Below are 18578 nucleotides of genomic sequence, written 5' to 3'. Positions count from 1 at the left end.
CTTGGCCTAGCTGAACACGCCTTGACGCGACGCCTTGGCGATGAAGGACGAGATCTGCGGCGTCGCGGCCTCGATATCGGCCTCGTATTTCAGCAGCACGTTCAGCGTGTCCTTGACGATCTCGGTATCGAGCTCGCCGGCCTGCAGCAGCACCAGCACGCGCGCCCAGTCGATCGCCTCGCTGACCGAGGGCAGCTTCTTCAAGTCCAGCGAGCGGATCTCGTGGATGAAGCCGACCATCTGCTTGCGCAGCGTCTGCGAGATGCCGGGCACCCGGCTCTCGACGATGCGCTCTTCCAGCTTCTGCTCGGGGAAGCCGATATGCAGATGCAGGCAGCGCCGCTTCAAGGCGTCGCCGAGATCGCGCTCGCTGTTCGAGGTCAGGATCACGGTCGGCGGCGCCACCGCGGAGACGGTGCCAAGCTCGGGGATCGTGACCTGGAAGTCCGAGAGGATCTCCAGCAGCAACGATTCGAATTCGGCGTCCGATTTGTCGATCTCGTCGATCAGCAGCACGCAGCCGGCCGGTTGCTCCAGCGCCTGCAGCAGCGGCCGCGGCTCGACGAATTCCTTGGAGAAGAACACGTCGCCGAAGGTGTGGAGCTGGTCGAGCGCCGCGGCCAGCGACTGCGCGCCGCCCAGCACTTCGCCGAGCTTGTCCTTCAGGATCTGGGTGTAGAGCAGCTGCTTGGCGTATTTCCACTCATACAGTGCCTTGGCCTCGTCGAGGCCCTCATAGCATTGCAGGCGGATCATCTTCATGCCGCGCCAGGCGGCGATCGCCTTCGCCAGCTCGGTCTTGCCGACGCCGGCAGGGCCTTCGACCAGGATCGGCTTCTCGATCTGCTGCGACAGATAGACCGCGGTCGCGATCTGTCGGCTTGCAATATAGCCTTGCGCGGCGAGGCCGCTTTCCACGGCCTCGATCGAGGCGGTGGGCCTGGTGTCAGCCACGAGGATCAGCTCCGAATTTGCCTTGAACTCGGACCTGTTCTGCGCCCGTTGCGGGCAAAGCACAAGGCTCGTTCGGCCCGCAACGGCATGGAGGTTAAAGGCTGGGGTTAGCGCATGGTTCCTCGGTATTCCGCCGAGCGCAATACCAGGGAAGCGGCCGCCGTCAGCTTGCGCAGCTCTTGACGAAATCCTTGCGCTGCGGGCCAACGATTTTCTGGTCGATCGCCTGCTTCAGGCAGTCGAGATGCGCCTGCACCATGCAGAGCTGCACCTGGTCGTGCCGGTCCTGGCCTTTCAGCGCTTTCGCCGCGCTCTGGCAGGCTGCCCGCTTCGCGCCGGGCACGGGAGCCGCTGCGGCGCTCTCCTGTGCGGGGGCCGCCGCCGGCGCTGCTGCCGGTGCGGAGGTTGATTGCGCGAATGCTGCGACCGAGACCAGCAGCGAACCAGCCGAGACAAGGGCGACGACGAGACGTTTCATGGGATGTGCCTCCGCGGGCATGATCCGGAGACGCGGATATCGGTTCTCCGGAACGTCATGCTCAGACCAGGAAAGGATCATGATGCAATCTTGCGATCGCGCCGTGATCCACGGGGAGGCCGACAGTTAGAAGCCGCCGCCTGAATGCGGCGTGAATAGGCCGGGAGGCCGTTTCACCTCAGCGTGAGGCCGGTCGCGGCCTCGAGCTCGCCGATCGCCTGCGCGGCGTTGGCGACCTTGATCGTGGTCATTCCCATCTCGCGCGCCGGCTTCAGATTGACGCCGAGATCGTCGAGATAAACGCAGTGCTTCGGGTTCACCTGCAGCGTCTCCACCATCATCCGGTAGATGCGCGGGTCGGGCTTGCGCAGGCCGATCTTCGCGGACTCGATCACGTGGTCGAACAGCGCCATCACCTCGGCGACATAGAGCGTGCGCCCGCTATGGCTGCCGATCGCGTTCGACGGCAGATTGTTGGTGATGCAGCCGGTCTTGAATTTCGCCTTGATACGCTTCAGCGCCTCGACCATTTCGGGGCGCAGGTCGCCGGACAGCAGCGGCAGCACGTCCTTGCCGCGCACCTCGGCGCCGAGTGCCTTGGATTCCGTCGCGAACAGCGCGTCGAACGCATCGATTCCGATCTCGGCGCGCTCGAATTTGGCCCAGGCGTTTTCCAGATGGTTGGCGGCGTTGGTGCGGCGGATGATGTCGACGGGCAGACCGCGCTCGGTCTCATAACGCGCGAATGCCTCGAACGGCGAGGTGGTCAAGACGCCGCCGAAATCCCAGATCACTGCCTCGATCATCAAAATCCTGCCCGTCGCAAAGTGGCGGCTTCGCCTCGCGTCCTCCGGCCGTCTGGCAGGAAGATAGGGAAACGCGTGTCCGTTCTCTTTATTGGAATTGCCGCCAATCAGGCAAGCCGCCAGTTTGTGTCGAAAGACCGCCATGCGGAACGGGCTCACCAGACCATCGGGACCAGGCGATAGCGCACGCGGGTGAGATAGTCGGCATAGCCGTCGAGCTCGGCGGTAAGCATGCGCTCCTCCATCATCGACCGCAGGCCGAGCAGCGCCGCCATCACAGGCACGATGGCGAGGCCATACCAGGAGCCGAGCAGCAGCGGCGCGCCGACATAGGTCAAGAGGCCGCTGGCATAGATCGGGTGCCGCACATAGGCGTACGGTCCCGTGGTCACCGCCGCATGCCCGCGGTCGCGCTGGATCTTGACGACCGGCGCGGCGTAGCTGTTTTCCCGGTAGGTCCGGTAGACGATGTAGAACGATGCGGCGATCATGACCGCGCCGGCGCATTGCAGCCCGACGGGAACGAGCGATGCCTGGTAGCGGATCGTGTCGAGCGCCATCAGTGGCAGCCATGTCAGCCACAACAGCGGCATGATCGTCGTGATGATGCGGTCCCATCCGGCCTGGCCGCGCGCGGTGCGCCGCTCTGCCAGCAGGCCCGGATCATGCCTCGCAAGCCAGGCCTCGGTGATCAGCCCGCCGATCGTGATCTCGAACAGGAATACCCAGGCGCCGGCCCATCGCAAGGTGCCGGCCGCCAGAAACAGCAGTGCCCCGAGGCCGATAAAGGTGAGGGCGGCGCGGCGCAGATTGATGCGTGGCGGATTGCTGGTCTCGTTCATCTCTCTCTCCGACGAGCGGCAACGGCCGCGCCGCTGGAATCGAGCGGGCCGTTGCGTGCCTTTGCAGCGTAGCGCGGTTCAGCGCGCATGACCGATCACGGCCTGCGGGTCCAGTTTCGCGCCTGTCCGGAATAGACCTTGCTCGGCAGCGCGCGCGCTGTGGGATCGAGCAGGATCTTCATTGCGGTGTTGAGCCGCGCCTCCGCACGCGGCGAGCCATCATGGCGCATCTGCTGCGGAGCACCCGGGCCCTGCGGCGGCGCCATATAGGCCGACGTTGTCGGCGGTGCGGGCGTGGTGGCGATCTGCGGACGGGCGACAACAGCTGCCTCCAACGGGCGCCGCGCCTCGGCAATGCTTGACGCTGCGGATGCTGCTTCCGCCGGCGGCGGAGAGGCGGCGCTGTCGGATCCGGAATTGCGGGGCGTTCTTGCCATGGCATCGGCTCCATAGGTTCGGTGATGACGATGATTTCAGGATTTGGACGTCAGGATTTGTCCTCGTCGGATGTGGTGCGTTTGGCGATGATCGGGTTGCGGTCGCTGATCGCGGCGAGCAGCGAGGCGTGCGTCACGACGGACGACACGACAATCTTGCCGGAGGGCTCGATCCGGCGACCGTTCTGCTGCTGTTGCTGCGCGCTCCTGGCGGTGGATTTCTGGATCATGTCGGCCTCCTCGAGGATGGGGTGGGGCCCGACATCGCCGGGCCCCGAGTTTGGCGATCAGATGCCGAAGGCACCGAGGACGCCCGGCAGCGCCTGCACGACGCCGCCCACGATGTCCTGCCAACCCTGCGGGTTGACCGACCCGTTGGTCGCCACTTCGGCAATCCGCTTCGGACCGCGCTCGATGCCCTCACACTGGATCGGGCTACGCACGCTGCCGAAGGTCTCAAAGTCGTTCCTTGCGTACATGTTCAGCTCCTTCTTTCGGTTTGAATTGACGGCAACGACCGGAGGTGGGCACCGACCGGGGCAGCCGTCGCTGGACGTCGCCCAGGGGATCGCTCATCGCGTCGATCCCCCGGACCACGTGACGCCAATTCGCGCCACGTTCAGATCTCCTCCGGACGCAGAGGAGCAATCGCGTCAATAGACCTGCCACTGCCGCAGCGGCCCGACCGCCACCGGCACCACGTCGCTGACGTCGATCGTGTACTGATAGACTTCGCGGGCCTGGGTCAGGACCTGCGTCGGGTTGAAGAAGCGGTAGGTCACGTCGTGGCAATCCGAGTCCGGCCGGCAGATGACGCTCTGGTCCACCTCGACGGTGTCGAGCCGCAGGCCCTTCTTGGCGACGTCGGCGAAGATCTTCCGCGTGTTGTAGGCATTCATCGCCGAGTAGTTCAGCGCGCGATCCTGCGGCGAGAGACCGACGTTGCGGAACTCGTTGTAGATGCGGTCGAGGAAGCCCTCGGCACCGTCGGGCCAGGTATCGGAATTGGGCCCGAACAACGTGAACAGATCCCACTGGTAGAAGCCGCGCCAGTCGGTCACCAGCGTCGGCACGACGGTGCCGTTGAGGAGCTTGGTCGTGTTGGTGCTGTCGACCCAACCCGCCATCGAGACCCGCGCAACGCCGCCGGGTCCCGGGAATGCCGGGCGCGGCGCCGGTCGCGAGTCACCGGCGGCAGCCGCCGTCGCCAGGACGACGGTCCGGGTCGTCGCGGGATCGTCATGCGAGACCTCCTGGTGCCACAACGCCAGGATCAGCGCCGCGAAGAACCCGAGACCGAACACATCGAGCGGCTTGATCGCGTAGATCGGGATCGAATCGATCGTCATCGTCCAGGTGATGGCGTCGGCGTCCGGGAAGTTGTTGCCGGCACCGGCCGGCGTCGCGCTCTCACCTTCGGCCTGGTTCAGCAGATAGCGCGCCATGATTGCCGGATTGTACGGCGCCGAGGTATCGCCGGAGTGGTCGCGTTCGGGTCCGAACGCCGGATCGCCGCGTCCGATCAGGCTGTCGCGCCAGTTGGCGATGGCCTGCACGAAGTAATCGAGGCGGGCTTCCTTGCCGAAATCGTAGAACAGCCGGCCGATCGGGAAGGCGAGTTGACCGGTCGACTCGGCCGTAGCGCCCCGCGGACGCATGCCGCCGCCGCCACAGCCGCAATTCTTCTCGCTGGTCCGGACCGCGGGCGCTTCGTACATCGGCGGCGCCTGCTGCGGCATTGCGACGGGAAGCGCGTGGCTCGGCATCAGCGCCGGCAGTTGCTGCGGCTGCAGCCAGGTCTGCGGCATCATGCCGGCCGCCGGCATCGCCATCTGCGGCATCATCATCGGTGCCGGCATCATCATCTGCGGTGCCGGCATCCAGACCATGTCGCCGCCCGGATGGGGCGCGTGATACGGATAAGGCGCGGGCGCAGCGATCGGCGCGGCAACGACACCGTGATCAACGGGAACGGCCATGGCCGCAGGTGCTGCCGGCGCGGCGGCCTGCGCCTCGCTTGGCATGATCCCGGCGCTGCTTCGCAGGACCGAGCCGTCGGGCCCGAATATGCGCGGAGCCGATGGTGCAGACATTGCTGATAGATCTCCCATGGAACCCTCTCTGGTTGCAGTTGGCTGAGCGGCGGATGACGGTTGGACGAAAGAGCGCGCGGACACTCCCCAGAAGCGGGGAGGCGCGGCCGTAGCACCCGACGGCATGACGGCGTCCGCCTGCTCGCCAAGCAGGGCGGCGACAGCCGCGGGAATATCGAGCCGTCCGGCGAGGCAGCGCGAGGCGCTGCCGTCGTTGCGGCAGGGCGCCGCGCTTTCGAGCAGCGCGGCACGGACGGCTTGCGGATCGGCCTTGCGCCCATTCTGGCGCAAGCAGGAGAGCAGCAGCGCGACGACACCGGTGACGATCGGCGCAGCGAAACTCGTTCCGGATCGCAGGCTGACATTGCGAACCGGTGAGGCGCCGGCGATGTTCTCGCCTGGCGCGAGGATGCCGTTCTCGAGATAGGCGTCGCCGAAATTGCTGAACGGCAGCGGATTGCCAGCCAGGTCGCATGCGCCGACCGCAAGCACCGAAGCGAGGCTGCCCGGCACCTGGACGCAGCGACAGCCGTCATTGCCGGCCGCGGCGACGATCAGCTTGCCGGCGCGTTCGCAGGCGCGCACCGCGTCGACCAGAATGCGATCGGCCTGTCCCGTCGCCGATTGCTGGCCGCTGCTGATATTGATGATGTCGGCGCCCACGGCCAGCGCCTGGTTGATCGCGAGCGCCAATGTGCTTTGCGAGGACGGTTCGATCTGCCCGGCGGCATCCTCGCGATAGATCGAGAACACGGTCGCGCTGCAATTCGGCGCGACGCCGAGCACCGGGCTGCCGGGCGTGCCCATCAGCACGCTCGTGACATGGGTGCCGTGCTCGGACTGGATCGTCGGCGAAGACGGCGCGACGAACTCGCCGCCCATGGTGATGCGGGCCTGCCTGAGCGAGGGATGATTGAGATCGACGGGGCCGTCGATGATCGCGATCTTCACCGCGGGATCGCCACCCGACGCTCTCTGCCACAAGGCAGTCAGACCAGGAATGTCGGCAACCGGATTCATGAAATCATTCCCGACCGATCTGCCGCGAATTCGTGCGGCCGATCCGTCTTCCACGGCAATCTGCAATTTGCGCAGCGAGCGATAACAGCGGCACGTCGTTGCGTCGGTGCAGTTGTGGCAGCTGTGCCGCGAAAGGCCTATTCGTCGCGGTGGATCAGAAAGGATCGAGGCGATGATCGGGACCGGACCGATCCATAAGGTTGATCTTGCGCCTCGAAAGATCGATCAAAGGATTTAGTCGGGATCGATCCCCGGCGCGACGCGCATGCATGTTCGCCGAGACACGCCGCATCCCCGCAAGGATGCGGCGCGCCTGGCCGCACACGGAATTCAGAAGGCTGGGGTCAGTCGAGCTCGCGGCGACGATCAAGCATCTGCGCAGTTGATGCGATCCACGGCGCTTCACGCACGCGCCGCATCGCCTGCGCGCGGCCCGGCAGGCCAAGCTTCTGCAACACGTGATGGACGTGATGCTTGACGGTCGCCAGGCTGAGATTGAGATCGCGTGCGATCTCCTTGTTCGACAGGCCTTGTCCGATCAGCTTGAGGACCTCGCTTTCGCGGCGCGTCAGTCCCTGGTCCGCTTCGATCGTATCCGTCTGGCGCTCCATGCAGAACAGCGCGCGCAGCAGGCCGCCGGAAATCTCTGCGCTGCAGGCGAGCCGTCCCGATGCCACGTCCGACAATGCGCGGCAGAGCTCGTCGAAGCTGGCATTGCGAGAAATATAGCCGCTGAATCCGGCCCGGCCGCAGCGAACCACGTCGCGCCTGTCTTCGTTGAGGCCGAGCGCCACCAGAGCGATCTCCGCATGCTCGCTCGCGATCACGCGCACCTCGTCGAGATCGATCCCCTGTGTGACGTCGATCAGGATGACGTTGACGCTGCCCGCCTCGAGGCTCTCGCGCAGCCCGGCCAGATCGGAAACCGCCGCCTCGATGGCGAACTCGGCGTGGTTCTGGAAACTCGAGGTAAGTCCCTCGCTGAACAGCCTTATCGGCGTGACGACCGCGATCCTCATAATATCCTCGAACTCAACGAAATGGCGGAAGGAGAAGCCGTCGGACGTTCGACGGCACCGGCATCCAGAAAGTCATGAAGGTAAGTATGCGGTATGCTGCCAGAGGTTGTATTTATTATCGAATGGAAATTACGGCTCCGATGCGCGCAGGATCAAGAGATGCAGTTCACATTAGCGCATCGTCGCGGATCACGCAGCCCCGTGATCGACATGTCGCATATCGTGACAGGACCGTGATGCGCGAAGTATGCGCGGGTCGTCCATGCGTCGATTCTGGCGGCGACTTCAATGCCGTAGTCATTGACGGCTAGATATTTAGATAATTGACGCATGCGGGTCCGGATGCTCTGTACTGCATTGCCGGCTTCCGAGGCCGAGTGTGAGCGACGCAATGCCGCGCCTCGGATCCGATCAATTCCGATGCAAACCGACGGGATTCCATGACGAGCTTGTTTCGAGCGGCAGCCTTTCTGATCCTGTTGATGGCAACGCCGGCCTTCGCCATCGTCGGTGGCGGCGCGCCGTCGACCGATGGCGTTGCGCGTGCGGTCGTCACAATCGTCGGCTCACGCGGCAATTTCTGTACCGGTGCGTTGATCGCGCCGAAGGTGGTGCTGACCGCGGCGCATTGTGTGCAGCCCGGCGCCGATTACAAGATCGTCGAGTATGGCGCGGACCGGCAACCCAAGTTGCAGGACGTCAGGACGGTCGCGATTCATCCAGCCTTCCGGATGCAGGCGATGACCAATCATGTCGCGACTGCCGATGTCGCGTTGCTGCAGCTCGCGATGCCGGTCGCAGGCAAGGCGCCGGCCGCGCTCGGCATGCCCAACATTCCGATCCAGGTCGGCGGCCGCTTCACCATTGCCGGCGTCGGTGTCACCGTGCGTGGCGACGGCAAGAGCGGCGGCAGCATTCGCGTCGCCGGACTGGTCGCGAGCGGCAAGCCCGGCACGCTGCAGATCCGGCTGGTTGATCCGGTCGGGCAGGGCGTGCGCGACGGGCTCGGCGCCTGTACCGGCGATTCCGGTGCACCCGTGTTCGAGGACAAGCAGGGCGGCCCCGTCATCGTTGGCGTGGTCAGCTGGTCCACAGGCCCGAACGGCACCGCCGGCTGCGGCGGCATCACCGGCGTCACGCCGCTGACGCTTTATCGCGACTGGGTGATGCAGACCGTGCGGCAGTGGGGTGCGAGCTTTTGATGACGGTTGTCATTGCCGGGCTTGACCCGGCAATCCATCCGGAGACGACTTGCTTCTGATGATGGATGCGCGGGTCAAGCCCGCGCATGACGATTGAACCTAATGTCCCGCCGCTTTATTTGCGGCGGCGTTGTTCAGCACGATCAGGCCATCGACGGCGACGCCGAGCTTGCTGTTGATCAGGAACGGGTTGACGTCGATCGAGGCGATGCGGCCGTTGGCGTCGGCCATCAGATTGGAGAGCCCGACCAGCGCCTTCACCGCCGACGGTTCGTGCAGGGCGGGCTTGCCGCGATAGCCCTTCATCTTGACGCCGGCCTTGGTCTTGGCGATCAGCTCTTTCGCTTCGGCGTCATCGAGCGGTGCGCCGGCCAGCGCGACGTCCTTCATCAGCTCGATATCGACGCCGCCGGTACCGAACAGCACCACCGGGCCCATCTCGGCGTCGAGCGAGGCGCCGACCACGAGCTCGAGGTCTGCCTTGACCTGCTGCGCGATCAGGATGCCCTCGAGCTTCGGCTTGCCCTTCAGCTTCTTCACCCGCGCGGTGATGTCGTTGAACGCCTTCTTCACCTCGGCCGCATTGGCAAGGTTCAGCACCACGCCGCCGATATCCGACTTGTGCAGGATGTCGGGGCTGACCACCTTGGCGACGACCGGAAAGCCGATCGTCTTGGCGATCTTCACCGCCTCCGCCACGGTCTGCGCGACCTCTTCCTTTGAAATCGGGATGCCATAGGCCTTGAGCAGCTTTTTCGAGGCGACCTCGTCGAGCGCGGCGGCGCCGTTGGCGGCCTTGAGCGTCTTCTCCAGCATGGCGCGCGCGGACGCCTTCGAGCTCGACGCGATGTCGGGCACTTCCTTGCGCAGGCCGGCATATTCGATCAGCGACTTGATCGCGCCAACCGCGCGGTCGAGACCCTGCATGACCGCGATATTGGGCAGCGATTTGCGCAGGCCCTTGGTGAAGTCGGTGAAGCCGATCGACATCGCGCTGATATAGATCACCGGCTTGTTGGCCTGGCCCGCCATGTCGTTGACGATACGCAGATTGCGCTCGCGCAGCTCGTGTGGTGCCTTCGGCAATTCGGCGTCGATGATGACGATGTCGGTATCGGGATCGTCGATCATGATCTTGATCGACTTCATGTAGACGGAGGGGTCGACAACGGCGGCAAAGCCGGCGTCGAGCGGGTTGCCGACGATGCTGCCGGGCCCGAGCATCTGCGCCAGTTGTCCGGACGCGTTCGGGCTCAGTGGCGCGAAATTCAGCCCGGCGGAATAGAACGCGTCGATCAAAAGCCCGCGCTTGCCGCCCGACAGCGACACTGCCGCCAGCCGATTGCCCTTCGGGGGATCGGTGTGCACGAAGCACTCGGTGGTCTCGATCAGTTCGTCGAGCCCGCGCACCCGGATCACGCCTTCGCGGGTCGAGATCGCGTCGAAGGTCTCGATCGAGCCGGCGAGTGCGCCGGTATGCGCCATCGCAGCAGCTCGGCCGCCTTCGGAGGCGCCGAGCTTGAGCGCGATGACAGGTTTGCCCGCCGCGCGCGCGGCCTTGCAGGCTTCGCGGAAGATTTTGGTATTCCTGACGCCTTCGAGATAGACCACGATGACGCGGATGCTCGGATCGGCGGCGAAATAGCTCATCAGGTCCGGCGTCTCGAGACCGGATTCATTGCCGGTCGTGACCATATAGCCGACGCCGACGCCGCGATCCTCCAGCGCCTGGCGGATCGCCATCACGATGGCGCCGGACTGGCCGGCGATCGCGACCGCACCCTGCTCCATGGTGACGATGCGGTCGTCGATATTGGTGAAAAGGTTCTCGCCGGCGCTGAGATTGCCGAGGCAATTCGGGCCGGTGACCGCGAGCCCGGTCTCCTTGATCGCCTGCTTCAGCTCGACCGCAAGCCGTTGGCTCTCTTCATCCTGCAACTCGCTGAAGCCTGACGTGACGATGGTCGCCGAGCGTGCGCCGGCGGCAGCCGCATCGCGGATCACCTGCACGGCAAAGCGCGCCGGCACCAGCACCAGCACATGGTCGGGCTTCTCGGGGAGGCTGGCGAAATCCTTGTAGCAGGTGACGCCCCAGATCGCCTCGCGCTTGGCGTTGATCGGATAAAGGCCCCCGGCGTAGCCGTACTTGACCAGATTGTTCCAGATCCGTTCGGCATAGTTGCCGGGCTTGTCGGTGGCGCCGACCAGCACGATGTTGCGCGGGTGCAGCATCGCATGGATGCTCTTGACGATGTCACTGGCGTCAGCGGGCGGCGCCCATTTGTGGGACACATGAGACGCGGTGCTTGCAAGTGCTTCCATGGAGCCTGCCCTTATCCTTGTTGTCTTTGTTTCCTCTGGCCCACGGTCGATCACCGCAGGACCCGATTTTTCATTGTTTTTATGGCTGAGGAAAGGGGGTAGCAACTCACGGGGACGCAAGTCTGGGTGTCACGCGCAATATCCCGGCAGACGAAATTGATACGGATCAGGAACCTGATTCGATCAGGGTCGCGTGCAACAGATAACGCTCGGGCCCCGATGTCAGTGCGTCGAACGGCCAGCAGGTCGAGAGCACCAGTTCGTATTTATCCGTGATCGGATCGATGCCTGATTGATCGAAGCGGACCACCGCGCTGCGATCGGCCCGGTAGCGAAACATCTTGCCGTCGCTGCGCGTGACGTCGATCTCGTCGCCGATTGTGACATCTTTCAGAAAGCGGAAATGGGTGTCGCGATGCGCGGAATAGACCGCGACGCCCGGCTGCCCGGCATCGACGGTCTGCTCGACATGGCCGGGGCCGAACGCCAGCGCCTGGCCGCTGCTGCCGGCGAGCACGATCGCGGAGGCGTGCAGGCGCTTCACCTCGATCCTGGCCACCGGCCAGGTATCGGCCCAGCTCCACGGCTTCACCAGCTGGCCGGTCGCGATGCTCTGTGTGAAGGCGCGCTCCAGCAGTACCTGCGCGACCAGCGCCTTGGCGTGGATATAGGCGCCCTGGCCGAACAGGATCAGGCCGATGAGAGCGAAGGCGAGCGGGAGGATGAAGCGGCGCATTGTCATCGGGCTCCCGTCATTGCGAGCGAAGCGAAGCAACCGATCGAGCGGCATAGGCGGAACCATCGATTGCTTCGTCGCTTCGCTCCTCGCAATGACAGTTGAGAGAAGTGGCGCGCGCGGTCCCTGGGGGACAGGTGGGAAGACCGCGCGCGCTCTAGGAAAGGAGGAGGTCGGGGGGCACCTGCTCCTTTCATCCGACGTCATTGGGGTGACGTCTGACGCCGATTGAACACCAGAAGCAGAAGGCTGACCGTGAGCAGGATCACACCGGCGACCATCTTCAATTCTGCATCGGTCGCGGTCTTCGGCAGCTGGATCGTGCCGGGACTTTGGGTCGCGACCGGCGACCGCTTCAGCGCAGCGAGTTGCACCTTGCCGTCGCCGGCCTCGGCGCGACGTTCGGTGGGAGTGGCCGGCAGGCTCGGACGCTCGCCGAACACCTTTGCGAAATCCCAACCGGCCGGCAGGTTCAGCGGCAGTTCGGACAGCTTCAGCGGCTCGCCGTCCGGACGGCTCGGCGTCTTGTCGACCGCAACAAGGCTGGTCAGCCGCGTCACGAGCTGATGCTCCAGCGCCAGCGCAAGGATGGTCTTGTCGGCATCCTCGGGGGTCGCCTGCCGCGTGGTGCGCGCCACCTCGGCATCCGCGATCTTGCGGCGTGCCCACAGTTTCGACAGGCCCTTGCCCTCGGCGGCATTGGCCAGCGGTAGCGTCACGCTCCACGGACGGTCGCCGATGCGGCCCTTGATCTCGACCGAGCCGGCGAGCTTGTCGAGCTTCGCGGCCAGCACCAGCGGCTCGTCGCGATAGACGTCGGGCAGCGCCGACGGCGTGAGGTCGGCGGTCGCGTCGGAGAATTTCGCGGACAAGCTTGTCACCGCGGGATTCTCCAGCTTGGCGAACAAATCGCGCATGCGCTCGTCGACCTGCTCGACCGAGCCGATATGGGTGAAGGTGCCGCGGCCGAGCTCGGCAGCGCGCGTCATCAGATACGTGTTCGGTGCCGAGCCGATGCCGACCATGAATACCCGCGAGCGGCCGCGCAGCGCGCTGATGGTCTCGAACAATTGCTGCTCATTGCCGATGGCGCCGTCGGTCAGGAACACGACCTGACGGACGTGGTCGGCGTCGTCGTGGTTGGTGTCGGACAGCGCGGCGCGCATCGCCGGCACCATCTCGGTGCCGCCGCGGGCCTGGATCGCACTGACGAACGACGTCGCGTTGCCGATATTGGCGCTGTTTGCCGCGACCGGCGCCGGGAACAGCGTGTCCATGGTGTCGTCGAAACGGATCACGTTGAAGCGATCGGTCGGTTGCAGGCGGCCGAGCGCGTAGAGAAGGCTGGCCTTGGCCTGGATGATCGAAGTGCCGCCCATCGAGCCGGAATTGTCGATCACGAAGATCACCTCACGCGGCAGCTGCTTCTGCTGCGCCTGCTCGACCGAGGGCGGCGTGACGAAGGCCAGCAGATAGTCGGAATTGCCGACATGCTCGCGGAACAGCCCGACCGACGGTGCCTTCTCGGCGGCCGGCTTCCAGGTCAGCTCGAAGTCGCGATCGGCCGGTACCGGGCCTTCGGCGAGCTTGACGACGCGCGTGGTGTTGTCGAGGCTTTCGATCTTGACCTGATGGAAATGGCTCTTGACCTCGCCGAGCGGGAAGCCGGCGTTGAGATGCACCGTGATGTTGGTCGGATTAACCGGTGCATTGGTTGCGGGATCGAGCACTTCGGATGCGATGCGATCGCGGTCCGGCACGGGGTCGGTCGTGGTGGCGCCCCAGCCACTGCCATCGGCGCGGAGGTCGACGCTCTGCACCACCGGACGCGGATTGTAGCGCGGGCCGACCACCATCGGCACCCGCAGCGAGAACTCGTTGCCGTTCTGCTGCACCGGCTCCTGATATTCGATCTGCACCAGCACGGTTTCACCGGGACCGATATTGGCGACCGAGTTGGTGAAGATGTTCGGCCGCTCCTGTTCGGTGAGCGCGGCCTTCTGGCCGTTCTGCTTGGCCTGCTCGTAGATCGCGCGGGCTTGCTGCCGCTCCTTGATGTCGCCGACCACGATACGATCGCCGACCACCATCTTCAGGGTGTCGACCGCGCCGCCGGCCGGCAGCGGGTAGACATAGGTCGCTTCCACCCAATCCTTGGTCGGGTTGCGGAAGATTTGGGTGACGCGGGCGCGGACGGTCGGGCCCGACACGGTGAGGTCGACATCGATGCCGAGCCTCAACGCATCCTTGTAGCCGTCGTCGGTCTTGAACAGCAGCGAGCCGGAGCGGGCATCGGATGGCCGCAGCACCGCCTGTTGCGGCAGCTCGGCCGACCACACCGGATCGAAACTCACGAACAGCGCCGCGAAGCCGATCGCCAGCGCGGCCACACCTTCCACCAGGAAGAACAGCGCAATGCGCATCCTGCGCGACAGGCGGATTTGCGGACTGCTCTCACATGCATCGTAAATCGTCATTTTCGTCACTCCGAGCGAGGCTTTCGCTGCTTCGCAATCATGGAGAGCGGCGGTTTTGGCGCGAGCAGAATGATCGGCAATGATTGGCCGCGGCCCGGCGCCGCCCGCCGCCGGACGAGGCGGTTTTGTACGGTTTTGTGATGGGTTGTCCGGTCTGCTAGACTGCGCCGATTCATGGGGAACCCGCCGCAGGACCACAATGTCGACACCTGACAAGCAGCTGTCCGCCGAGCAGAGCCAGCAGGTCGCGGATACCATCCGTGAGGAAATCGCGCGCCGCCGCATCTCGCGGCAGACGCTGGCGGAGCAGGCGAAGCTCAGCCTCTCGACCCTGGAGAAGGTGCTCGGTGGTCGTCGCCCGTTCACGCTGGCGACAACGGTGCGGCTGGAGCAGGCGCTCGGCGTGCCCCTGCGCAAGCTGCCGGAAGCGATCAAAGTGGTCGTGCCTGCCAATGGCGGGATTGCGCCCGACAGTCTCGGGTCCTATTCCCGCCGTTCGGTGGCGCGGATCGAAGGCACCTACATCACGGTGCGCCCGTCGTTCGGCGAGCCGGGTGCGCTCTATGCTTATCGCACCGAGATCATCTGGGACGAGGCGACATCATCGCTCGGCTTCCGCGAGGGCGAGCGGCAGGATGCCGACTATACGCAGTACGGTGAAGTCGCGGTGCCGAACGAATCGGGCTTCGTCTATCTCGTCACCAACCGGCACGGCCAACATCGCGTCATCACGGTCTCGCGGCCGCGCAATTCCGGTGAGATGTACGGCATCATCACGACCTTGCTCGCCGGCCGCGGCTCGTTGCTGACCCCGGTCGCCGCGCCGATCGCATTCCTGCCGGCAAAGAACGTACCGAAGCCGAGCCTCGGCCGGGTATCGGCCGACGATGCCAGCTTCGCCGCCTATCGCGAGCACCTGCGCCGCACGATCGACGAGCCGTTCGCGATCTTCCTGCCGGGATAGCGTTGACAGGATACGATGCGAGTTCCGTCATCCTGAGGAGCGCGGCACGCGCGTCTCGAAGGATGCACGGCCAACAGCCGGGCCGTCGACCCTTCGAGACGCGCGCGAGGGCGCGCTCCTCAGGGTGACGGTGAAAGAGGTGTAAAACAACGAAGCCGCCCCGAGGGGCGGCTTCGCGGCATTGTTTGCTGTCGGCGTGTAGCGCTAGCCGCCGGTCTCGGCGCTGATGATGTCGCCGAACAGCTCCCACTGTCCGTTCTTGAACTGCATCATCTTGAGTTGCTCGACCGGGGCGAAGTCGGTCGCGCTGGTGTTGATCCGGATGCCGGGGATCAGCGTGTCCGGCGTGAAGTCCTTCAGGCTGGCGGCCTGCTTCATCACGTTCTCGCGCGTCAGGTTGTCGCCGGCTTGCTTCAGCACCTGCACCATGGTCTGCGCCGCGGCGTAGCCATAGACCAGGTTGGCGTCGGAGAGATTGGCGCCCGGCATGTACTTCTCAGCGAAGGCCATGAACTTCTTCATGCCCTCGTCATTCTTCCATTGCGGATCGGAGGCATCCTTGAGATAGCCGGCCGACAGCACGCCTTCCGAGGCCTCGAGCCCGGCGGGCTTCATCACGGCGCCGATCGAGATCGAGACGTCGGTCATCACCTGCATCGGCTTCCACTGGAGCTCGGCGATCTTCTTGATCGCTTGCGCAGCGAATTTAGGCGTCGAGATGTTGACGAACACGTCGGCACCGGTGTCCTTCAGCTTAACGATGTGGGAATCGATCGACGGCTCCGTCGTCTCGTAGCTTTCCTCGGCGACGATCTTGACACTCGACTTGTCGAGCACCTCTTTCAGGCCGACCAGGTAGTCCTTGCCGAAATCGTCGTTGGCATAAAAGATCGCGACCTTGGCATCCGGCTTGGCCTTGAGGATGTACTTGCCGAAGATCCGCGCCTCGACGCGGTAGCTCGGCTGGAAGCCCATCGTCCACGGGAAATCCTTCGGATCGTTCCACTTGCTGGCGCCGGTGGCGAGGAACAGCTGCGGCACCTTCTTGGCGTTGTGATACTTCTGCACCGCGGTCTGGGTTGGCGTGCCCAGCGCGTTGAACACCAGGAACACCTCGTCGCTCTCGATTAGCTTGCGGATCTGCTCCACGGTCTTCGGCGGCGAGTAGCCGTCGTCATAGGAGATCCAGTTGATCTTGCGGCCGTTGATGCCGCCCTGATCATTGATCATCTTGAAATAGGCTTCTTCGGTCTTGCCGATGACGCCATAGGCGGAGGCGGGACCGCTATAGGCCTCGACGTTGCCGATCTTGATCTCGGTGTCGGAGGCGCCGGTGTCGTATTTCTTTTGAGCAAAGGCGGCCTGGGTGGAGAGCAGGCAGAGCGCCGCAGCGGCAGCCAGCAGCGACAATTTTGTGGTTTTCATAAAGGCAATTTCCTCGATTGATTCTGGTTGGGACTTACGCAACGAACCCGCAGCCGGTCCCGGCAGACGGTTGCGGGGCAATTGTTGTCACGGCGAGAACCGGAACGCGCGAAGCGCGTTTCAGATCACGCCGCGGTATCGGTTGGCTTCGGCTGGCTGAATTGCTGCCGAAGCGTCGGCTTATGAATCTTGCCTGTCGCGTTCCGCGGCAGAGCATCGATGAACTCGATCAGGCGCGGGCACTTGAACCGCGCCAGATTGGTTTGGCAATGCGCGTGGATCTCGGCCGGGGTCAGCGTATGGCCCGGCTTCACGGCGATCACGGCCATCCCGACCTCGCCCCATTGCTCGTTAGGAATGCCGATGACGGCGGCTTCGGCCACTGCTGCGAGTTGATGCAGCACGCTCTCGACCTCGGCCGGATAGACGTTCTCGCCGCCGGAGATGTACATGTCCTTCCAGCGGTCGACGATGTAGTAGAAGCCTTCCTCGTCGATCCGCGTGGCATCGCCGGTGTGCAGCCAGCCATCGGTGAAGGACGAGGCATTGGCGTCCGGCCGATTCCAGTAGCCCGGCGTGATGTTGGGACCTTTGACCCAGAGTTCGCCGAGCTCGCCGACTGCGGCGTCGCTGCCGTCGGGCCGTACGATACGGACCTCGGTGTGCAGCACCGGCTTGCCGGACGAGCCGGCCTTGCGCGCGGCATCCTCGCGGTCGAGCACCATCACCGCCGGCGAGGTCTCGGTCATGCCGTAGCCCTGTTGCAGCGCGACGCCGCGCGCCTCCCAGGTTTTCAGCAGCGGCACCGGCATCGGCGCGCCACCGACGCCGCCGATCACGAGGCGGCTGAAATCCGCGGTCGCGAAGCCCGGATGCTGCGCCATGAACTGATAGATCGCGGGCACGCCGAAGAACACGTTGATGCCCTGGGCGGGATCACCGATCAGCTTCAGCGCCTCGCCGGGATCGAACGCGCGCATGATCAGCACGGTGCCGCCGGCATGCAGCACCGGGTTGGTGTAGCAATTCAGCCCGCCGGTGTGGAACAGCGGCAGCACCGTCAGCAGCACCGAGGCCGGCGAGATGTAGGCGGGGCCGCCGAGATTGACGCAATTCCAGAACGTCATCCCGTGCGTGATGATCGCGCCCTTGGGCTGGCCCGTGGTGCCCGAGGTGTACATGATGGTCGAGATGTCATCGAGCGTGACCTCCTCGAACCGCTCGAGCGGCTTGGCCGCCGCGATGCCGGCTTCATAGGCGCCGCCGGGGCCGAGCCGCACGGTCGACGCGACATCGCAGAGTTTGGCGACCGCAAGCGCGGTCTCGGCGAGGTCGTCGTCATGGATCATCACCTTGGGCGACGCATCGCCGGTGATGTAGCGCAACTCGGGAACGGTGAGGCGGGTGTTGAGCGGCAGGAAGATCGCGCCGATCCGGAAGCAGGCGAACTGCACCTCCAGCGTATCGGTCGTGTTCAGCGCCAGCACCGCGACGCGGTCGCCGCTCGCAACCTTCAGCCCGTCGCGCAGCCAGGCGGCAAGCCGCGACACGCGCGCGTCGAGCTCCGCATAGCTGAAGCGGCGTCCACTTGCGAGATCGACAAGCGCCATCTTGTCCGGCGTGCGCCGGCGATGATGCGCGATCCAGTCGTAGTAACGAACCGGCACATGTCCCTCCTCCGGAACGGCAGTCTTGCGCCGCCTGTTCCTGGCTCGATTGATGCCATGAATTGGCAGTGGAGGGGGCGTATCGGGATACTGTCTTGCGTTTAGTGGCTGGCGGGTGGCCAGATGGATACCCGGT

The 18578-nt window shown here is 64.8% G+C and carries 16 protein-coding genes; 2 read left to right on the top strand and 14 right to left on the bottom strand.

The window, feature by feature from the left end:
• Window positions 1–6: 6 nt before the first annotated feature.
• From JQ616_RS06150 to JQ616_RS06110, 9 genes are all read right to left on the bottom strand, one after another.
• Window positions 7–954, bottom strand: coding sequence for an AAA family ATPase (locus tag JQ616_RS06150; protein WP_212012969.1), 948 nt, complete (start codon window positions 952–954; stop codon window positions 7–9).
• 163 nt (window positions 955–1117) lie between these two features.
• The gene (locus tag JQ616_RS06145; protein ID WP_212012968.1) at window positions 1118–1432 is read right to left on the bottom strand and encodes a hypothetical protein; all 315 of its coding nucleotides are present in this window, start codon (window positions 1430–1432) and stop codon (window positions 1118–1120) included.
• A gap of 173 nt (window positions 1433–1605) precedes the next feature.
• Window positions 1606–2238 carry an HAD-IA family hydrolase gene (locus JQ616_RS06140; protein ID WP_212012967.1) on the bottom strand — a complete coding sequence of 211 codons (633 nt, stop codon included), beginning with the start codon at window positions 2236–2238 and terminating at the stop codon, window positions 1606–1608.
• Window positions 2239–2393: 155 nt separating this feature from the next.
• Window positions 2394–3080 carry a methyltransferase family protein gene (locus JQ616_RS06135; RefSeq protein WP_212012966.1) on the bottom strand — a complete coding sequence of 229 codons (687 nt, stop codon included), beginning with the start codon at window positions 3078–3080 and terminating at the stop codon, window positions 2394–2396.
• Between the two features lie 95 nt (window positions 3081–3175).
• Entirely contained in the window at window positions 3176–3517 is a 342-nt protein-coding gene (locus JQ616_RS06130) for a hypothetical protein (RefSeq protein ID WP_212012965.1), read from the bottom strand.
• 50 nt (window positions 3518–3567) lie between these two features.
• Window positions 3568–3747, bottom strand: a complete 180-nt coding sequence (locus JQ616_RS06125) for a hypothetical protein (protein WP_212012963.1) — start codon at window positions 3745–3747, stop codon at window positions 3568–3570.
• A 57-nt stretch (window positions 3748–3804) separates the two neighbouring features.
• Window positions 3805–3996: a hypothetical protein gene (locus JQ616_RS06120; RefSeq protein ID WP_021078101.1), complete on the bottom strand. Its 192-nt coding sequence runs from the start codon at window positions 3994–3996 to the stop codon at window positions 3805–3807.
• A gap of 174 nt (window positions 3997–4170) precedes the next feature.
• On the bottom strand, window positions 4171–6630 hold the full coding sequence (locus tag JQ616_RS06115) for a S8 family serine peptidase (RefSeq protein WP_212012962.1): 2460 nt from the start codon (window positions 6628–6630) through the stop codon (window positions 4171–4173).
• Window positions 6631–6974: 344 nt separating this feature from the next.
• Entirely contained in the window at window positions 6975–7649 is a 675-nt protein-coding gene (locus JQ616_RS06110) for a LuxR C-terminal-related transcriptional regulator (RefSeq protein WP_212012961.1), read from the bottom strand.
• A gap of 440 nt (window positions 7650–8089) precedes the next feature.
• Here JQ616_RS06110 and JQ616_RS06105 point away from each other — a divergent pair, with 440 nt between their 5' ends.
• A complete protein-coding gene (locus tag JQ616_RS06105) occupies window positions 8090–8851 on the top strand; it encodes a S1 family peptidase (protein ID WP_212012960.1) in 762 nt (253 codons plus the stop codon).
• Between the two features lie 99 nt (window positions 8852–8950).
• Here JQ616_RS06105 and JQ616_RS06100 read toward each other — a convergent pair whose 3' ends face one another.
• From JQ616_RS06100 to JQ616_RS06090, 3 genes are all read right to left on the bottom strand, one after another.
• Window positions 8951–11173 carry an acetate--CoA ligase family protein gene (locus tag JQ616_RS06100; protein WP_212012959.1) on the bottom strand — a complete coding sequence of 741 codons (2223 nt, stop codon included), beginning with the start codon at window positions 11171–11173 and terminating at the stop codon, window positions 8951–8953.
• A 166-nt stretch (window positions 11174–11339) separates the two neighbouring features.
• Complete coding sequence (locus JQ616_RS06095) at window positions 11340–11909, bottom strand: class GN sortase (protein ID WP_212012958.1); 570 nt, start codon at window positions 11907–11909, stop codon at window positions 11340–11342.
• 203 nt (window positions 11910–12112) lie between these two features.
• Window positions 12113–14332: a marine proteobacterial sortase target protein gene (locus tag JQ616_RS06090; RefSeq protein WP_433995955.1), complete on the bottom strand. Its 2220-nt coding sequence runs from the start codon at window positions 14330–14332 to the stop codon at window positions 12113–12115.
• A gap of 253 nt (window positions 14333–14585) precedes the next feature.
• Between JQ616_RS06090 and JQ616_RS06085 the strand changes: the two genes are divergently transcribed.
• On the top strand, window positions 14586–15350 hold the full coding sequence (locus JQ616_RS06085) for a helix-turn-helix domain-containing protein (RefSeq protein ID WP_212012956.1): 765 nt from the start codon (window positions 14586–14588) through the stop codon (window positions 15348–15350).
• A gap of 204 nt (window positions 15351–15554) precedes the next feature.
• On the opposite strand, the gene JQ616_RS06080 is transcribed toward JQ616_RS06085, so the two are convergent.
• Together JQ616_RS06080 and JQ616_RS06075 are read right to left on the bottom strand one after the other, a co-directional pair.
• A complete protein-coding gene (locus tag JQ616_RS06080; RefSeq protein WP_212012955.1) occupies window positions 15555–16775 on the bottom strand; it encodes an ABC transporter substrate-binding protein in 1221 nt (406 codons plus the stop codon).
• A gap of 125 nt (window positions 16776–16900) precedes the next feature.
• A complete protein-coding gene (locus JQ616_RS06075) occupies window positions 16901–18442 on the bottom strand; it encodes an acyl-CoA synthetase (RefSeq protein WP_212012954.1) in 1542 nt (513 codons plus the stop codon).
• Window positions 18443–18578: the final 136 nt, after the last annotated feature.

The organism is Bradyrhizobium tropiciagri (genome assembly GCF_018130545.1).
Lineage (GTDB): Bacteria > Pseudomonadota > Alphaproteobacteria > Rhizobiales > Xanthobacteraceae > Bradyrhizobium > Bradyrhizobium tropiciagri_A.
The sequence above is the reverse complement of the archived record's forward strand: the minus strand, read 5'-3'. Positions and strand labels throughout refer to the sequence as shown.

Bases quoted from the DNA above. Each gene is read 5' to 3' on its own strand.
- JQ616_RS06135 (WP_212012966.1), bottom strand. From the start codon at position 3,080: ATGAACGAGACCAGCAATCCGCCACGCATCAATCTGCGCCGCGCCGCC.
- JQ616_RS06105 (WP_212012960.1), top strand. From the start codon at position 8,090: ATGACGAGCTTGTTTCGAGCGGCAGCCTTTCTGATCCTGTTGATGGCA.
- JQ616_RS06100 (WP_212012959.1), bottom strand. From the start codon at position 11,173: ATGGAAGCACTTGCAAGCACCGCGTCTCATGTGTCCCACAAATGGGCG.
- JQ616_RS06120 (WP_021078101.1), bottom strand. From the start codon at position 3,996: ATGTACGCAAGGAACGACTTTGAGACCTTCGGCAGCGTGCGTAGCCCG.
- JQ616_RS06145 (WP_212012968.1), bottom strand. From the start codon at position 1,432: ATGAAACGTCTCGTCGTCGCCCTTGTCTCGGCTGGTTCGCTGCTGGTC.
- JQ616_RS06080 (WP_212012955.1), bottom strand. From the start codon at position 16,775: ATGAAAACCACAAAATTGTCGCTGCTGGCTGCCGCTGCGGCGCTCTGC.
- JQ616_RS06095 (WP_212012958.1), bottom strand. From the start codon at position 11,909: ATGCGCCGCTTCATCCTCCCGCTCGCCTTCGCTCTCATCGGCCTGATC.
- JQ616_RS06125 (WP_212012963.1), bottom strand. From the start codon at position 3,747: ATGATCCAGAAATCCACCGCCAGGAGCGCGCAGCAACAGCAGCAGAAC.
- JQ616_RS06130 (WP_212012965.1), bottom strand. From the start codon at position 3,517: ATGGCAAGAACGCCCCGCAATTCCGGATCCGACAGCGCCGCCTCTCCG.
- JQ616_RS06110 (WP_212012961.1), bottom strand. From the start codon at position 7,649: ATGAGGATCGCGGTCGTCACGCCGATAAGGCTGTTCAGCGAGGGACTT.
- JQ616_RS06115 (WP_212012962.1), bottom strand. From the start codon at position 6,630: ATGAATCCGGTTGCCGACATTCCTGGTCTGACTGCCTTGTGGCAGAGA.
- JQ616_RS06085 (WP_212012956.1), top strand. From the start codon at position 14,586: ATGTCGACACCTGACAAGCAGCTGTCCGCCGAGCAGAGCCAGCAGGTC.
- JQ616_RS06090 (WP_433995955.1), bottom strand. From the start codon at position 14,332: ATGCGCATTGCGCTGTTCTTCCTGGTGGAAGGTGTGGCCGCGCTGGCG.
- JQ616_RS06140 (WP_212012967.1), bottom strand. From the start codon at position 2,238: ATGATCGAGGCAGTGATCTGGGATTTCGGCGGCGTCTTGACCACCTCG.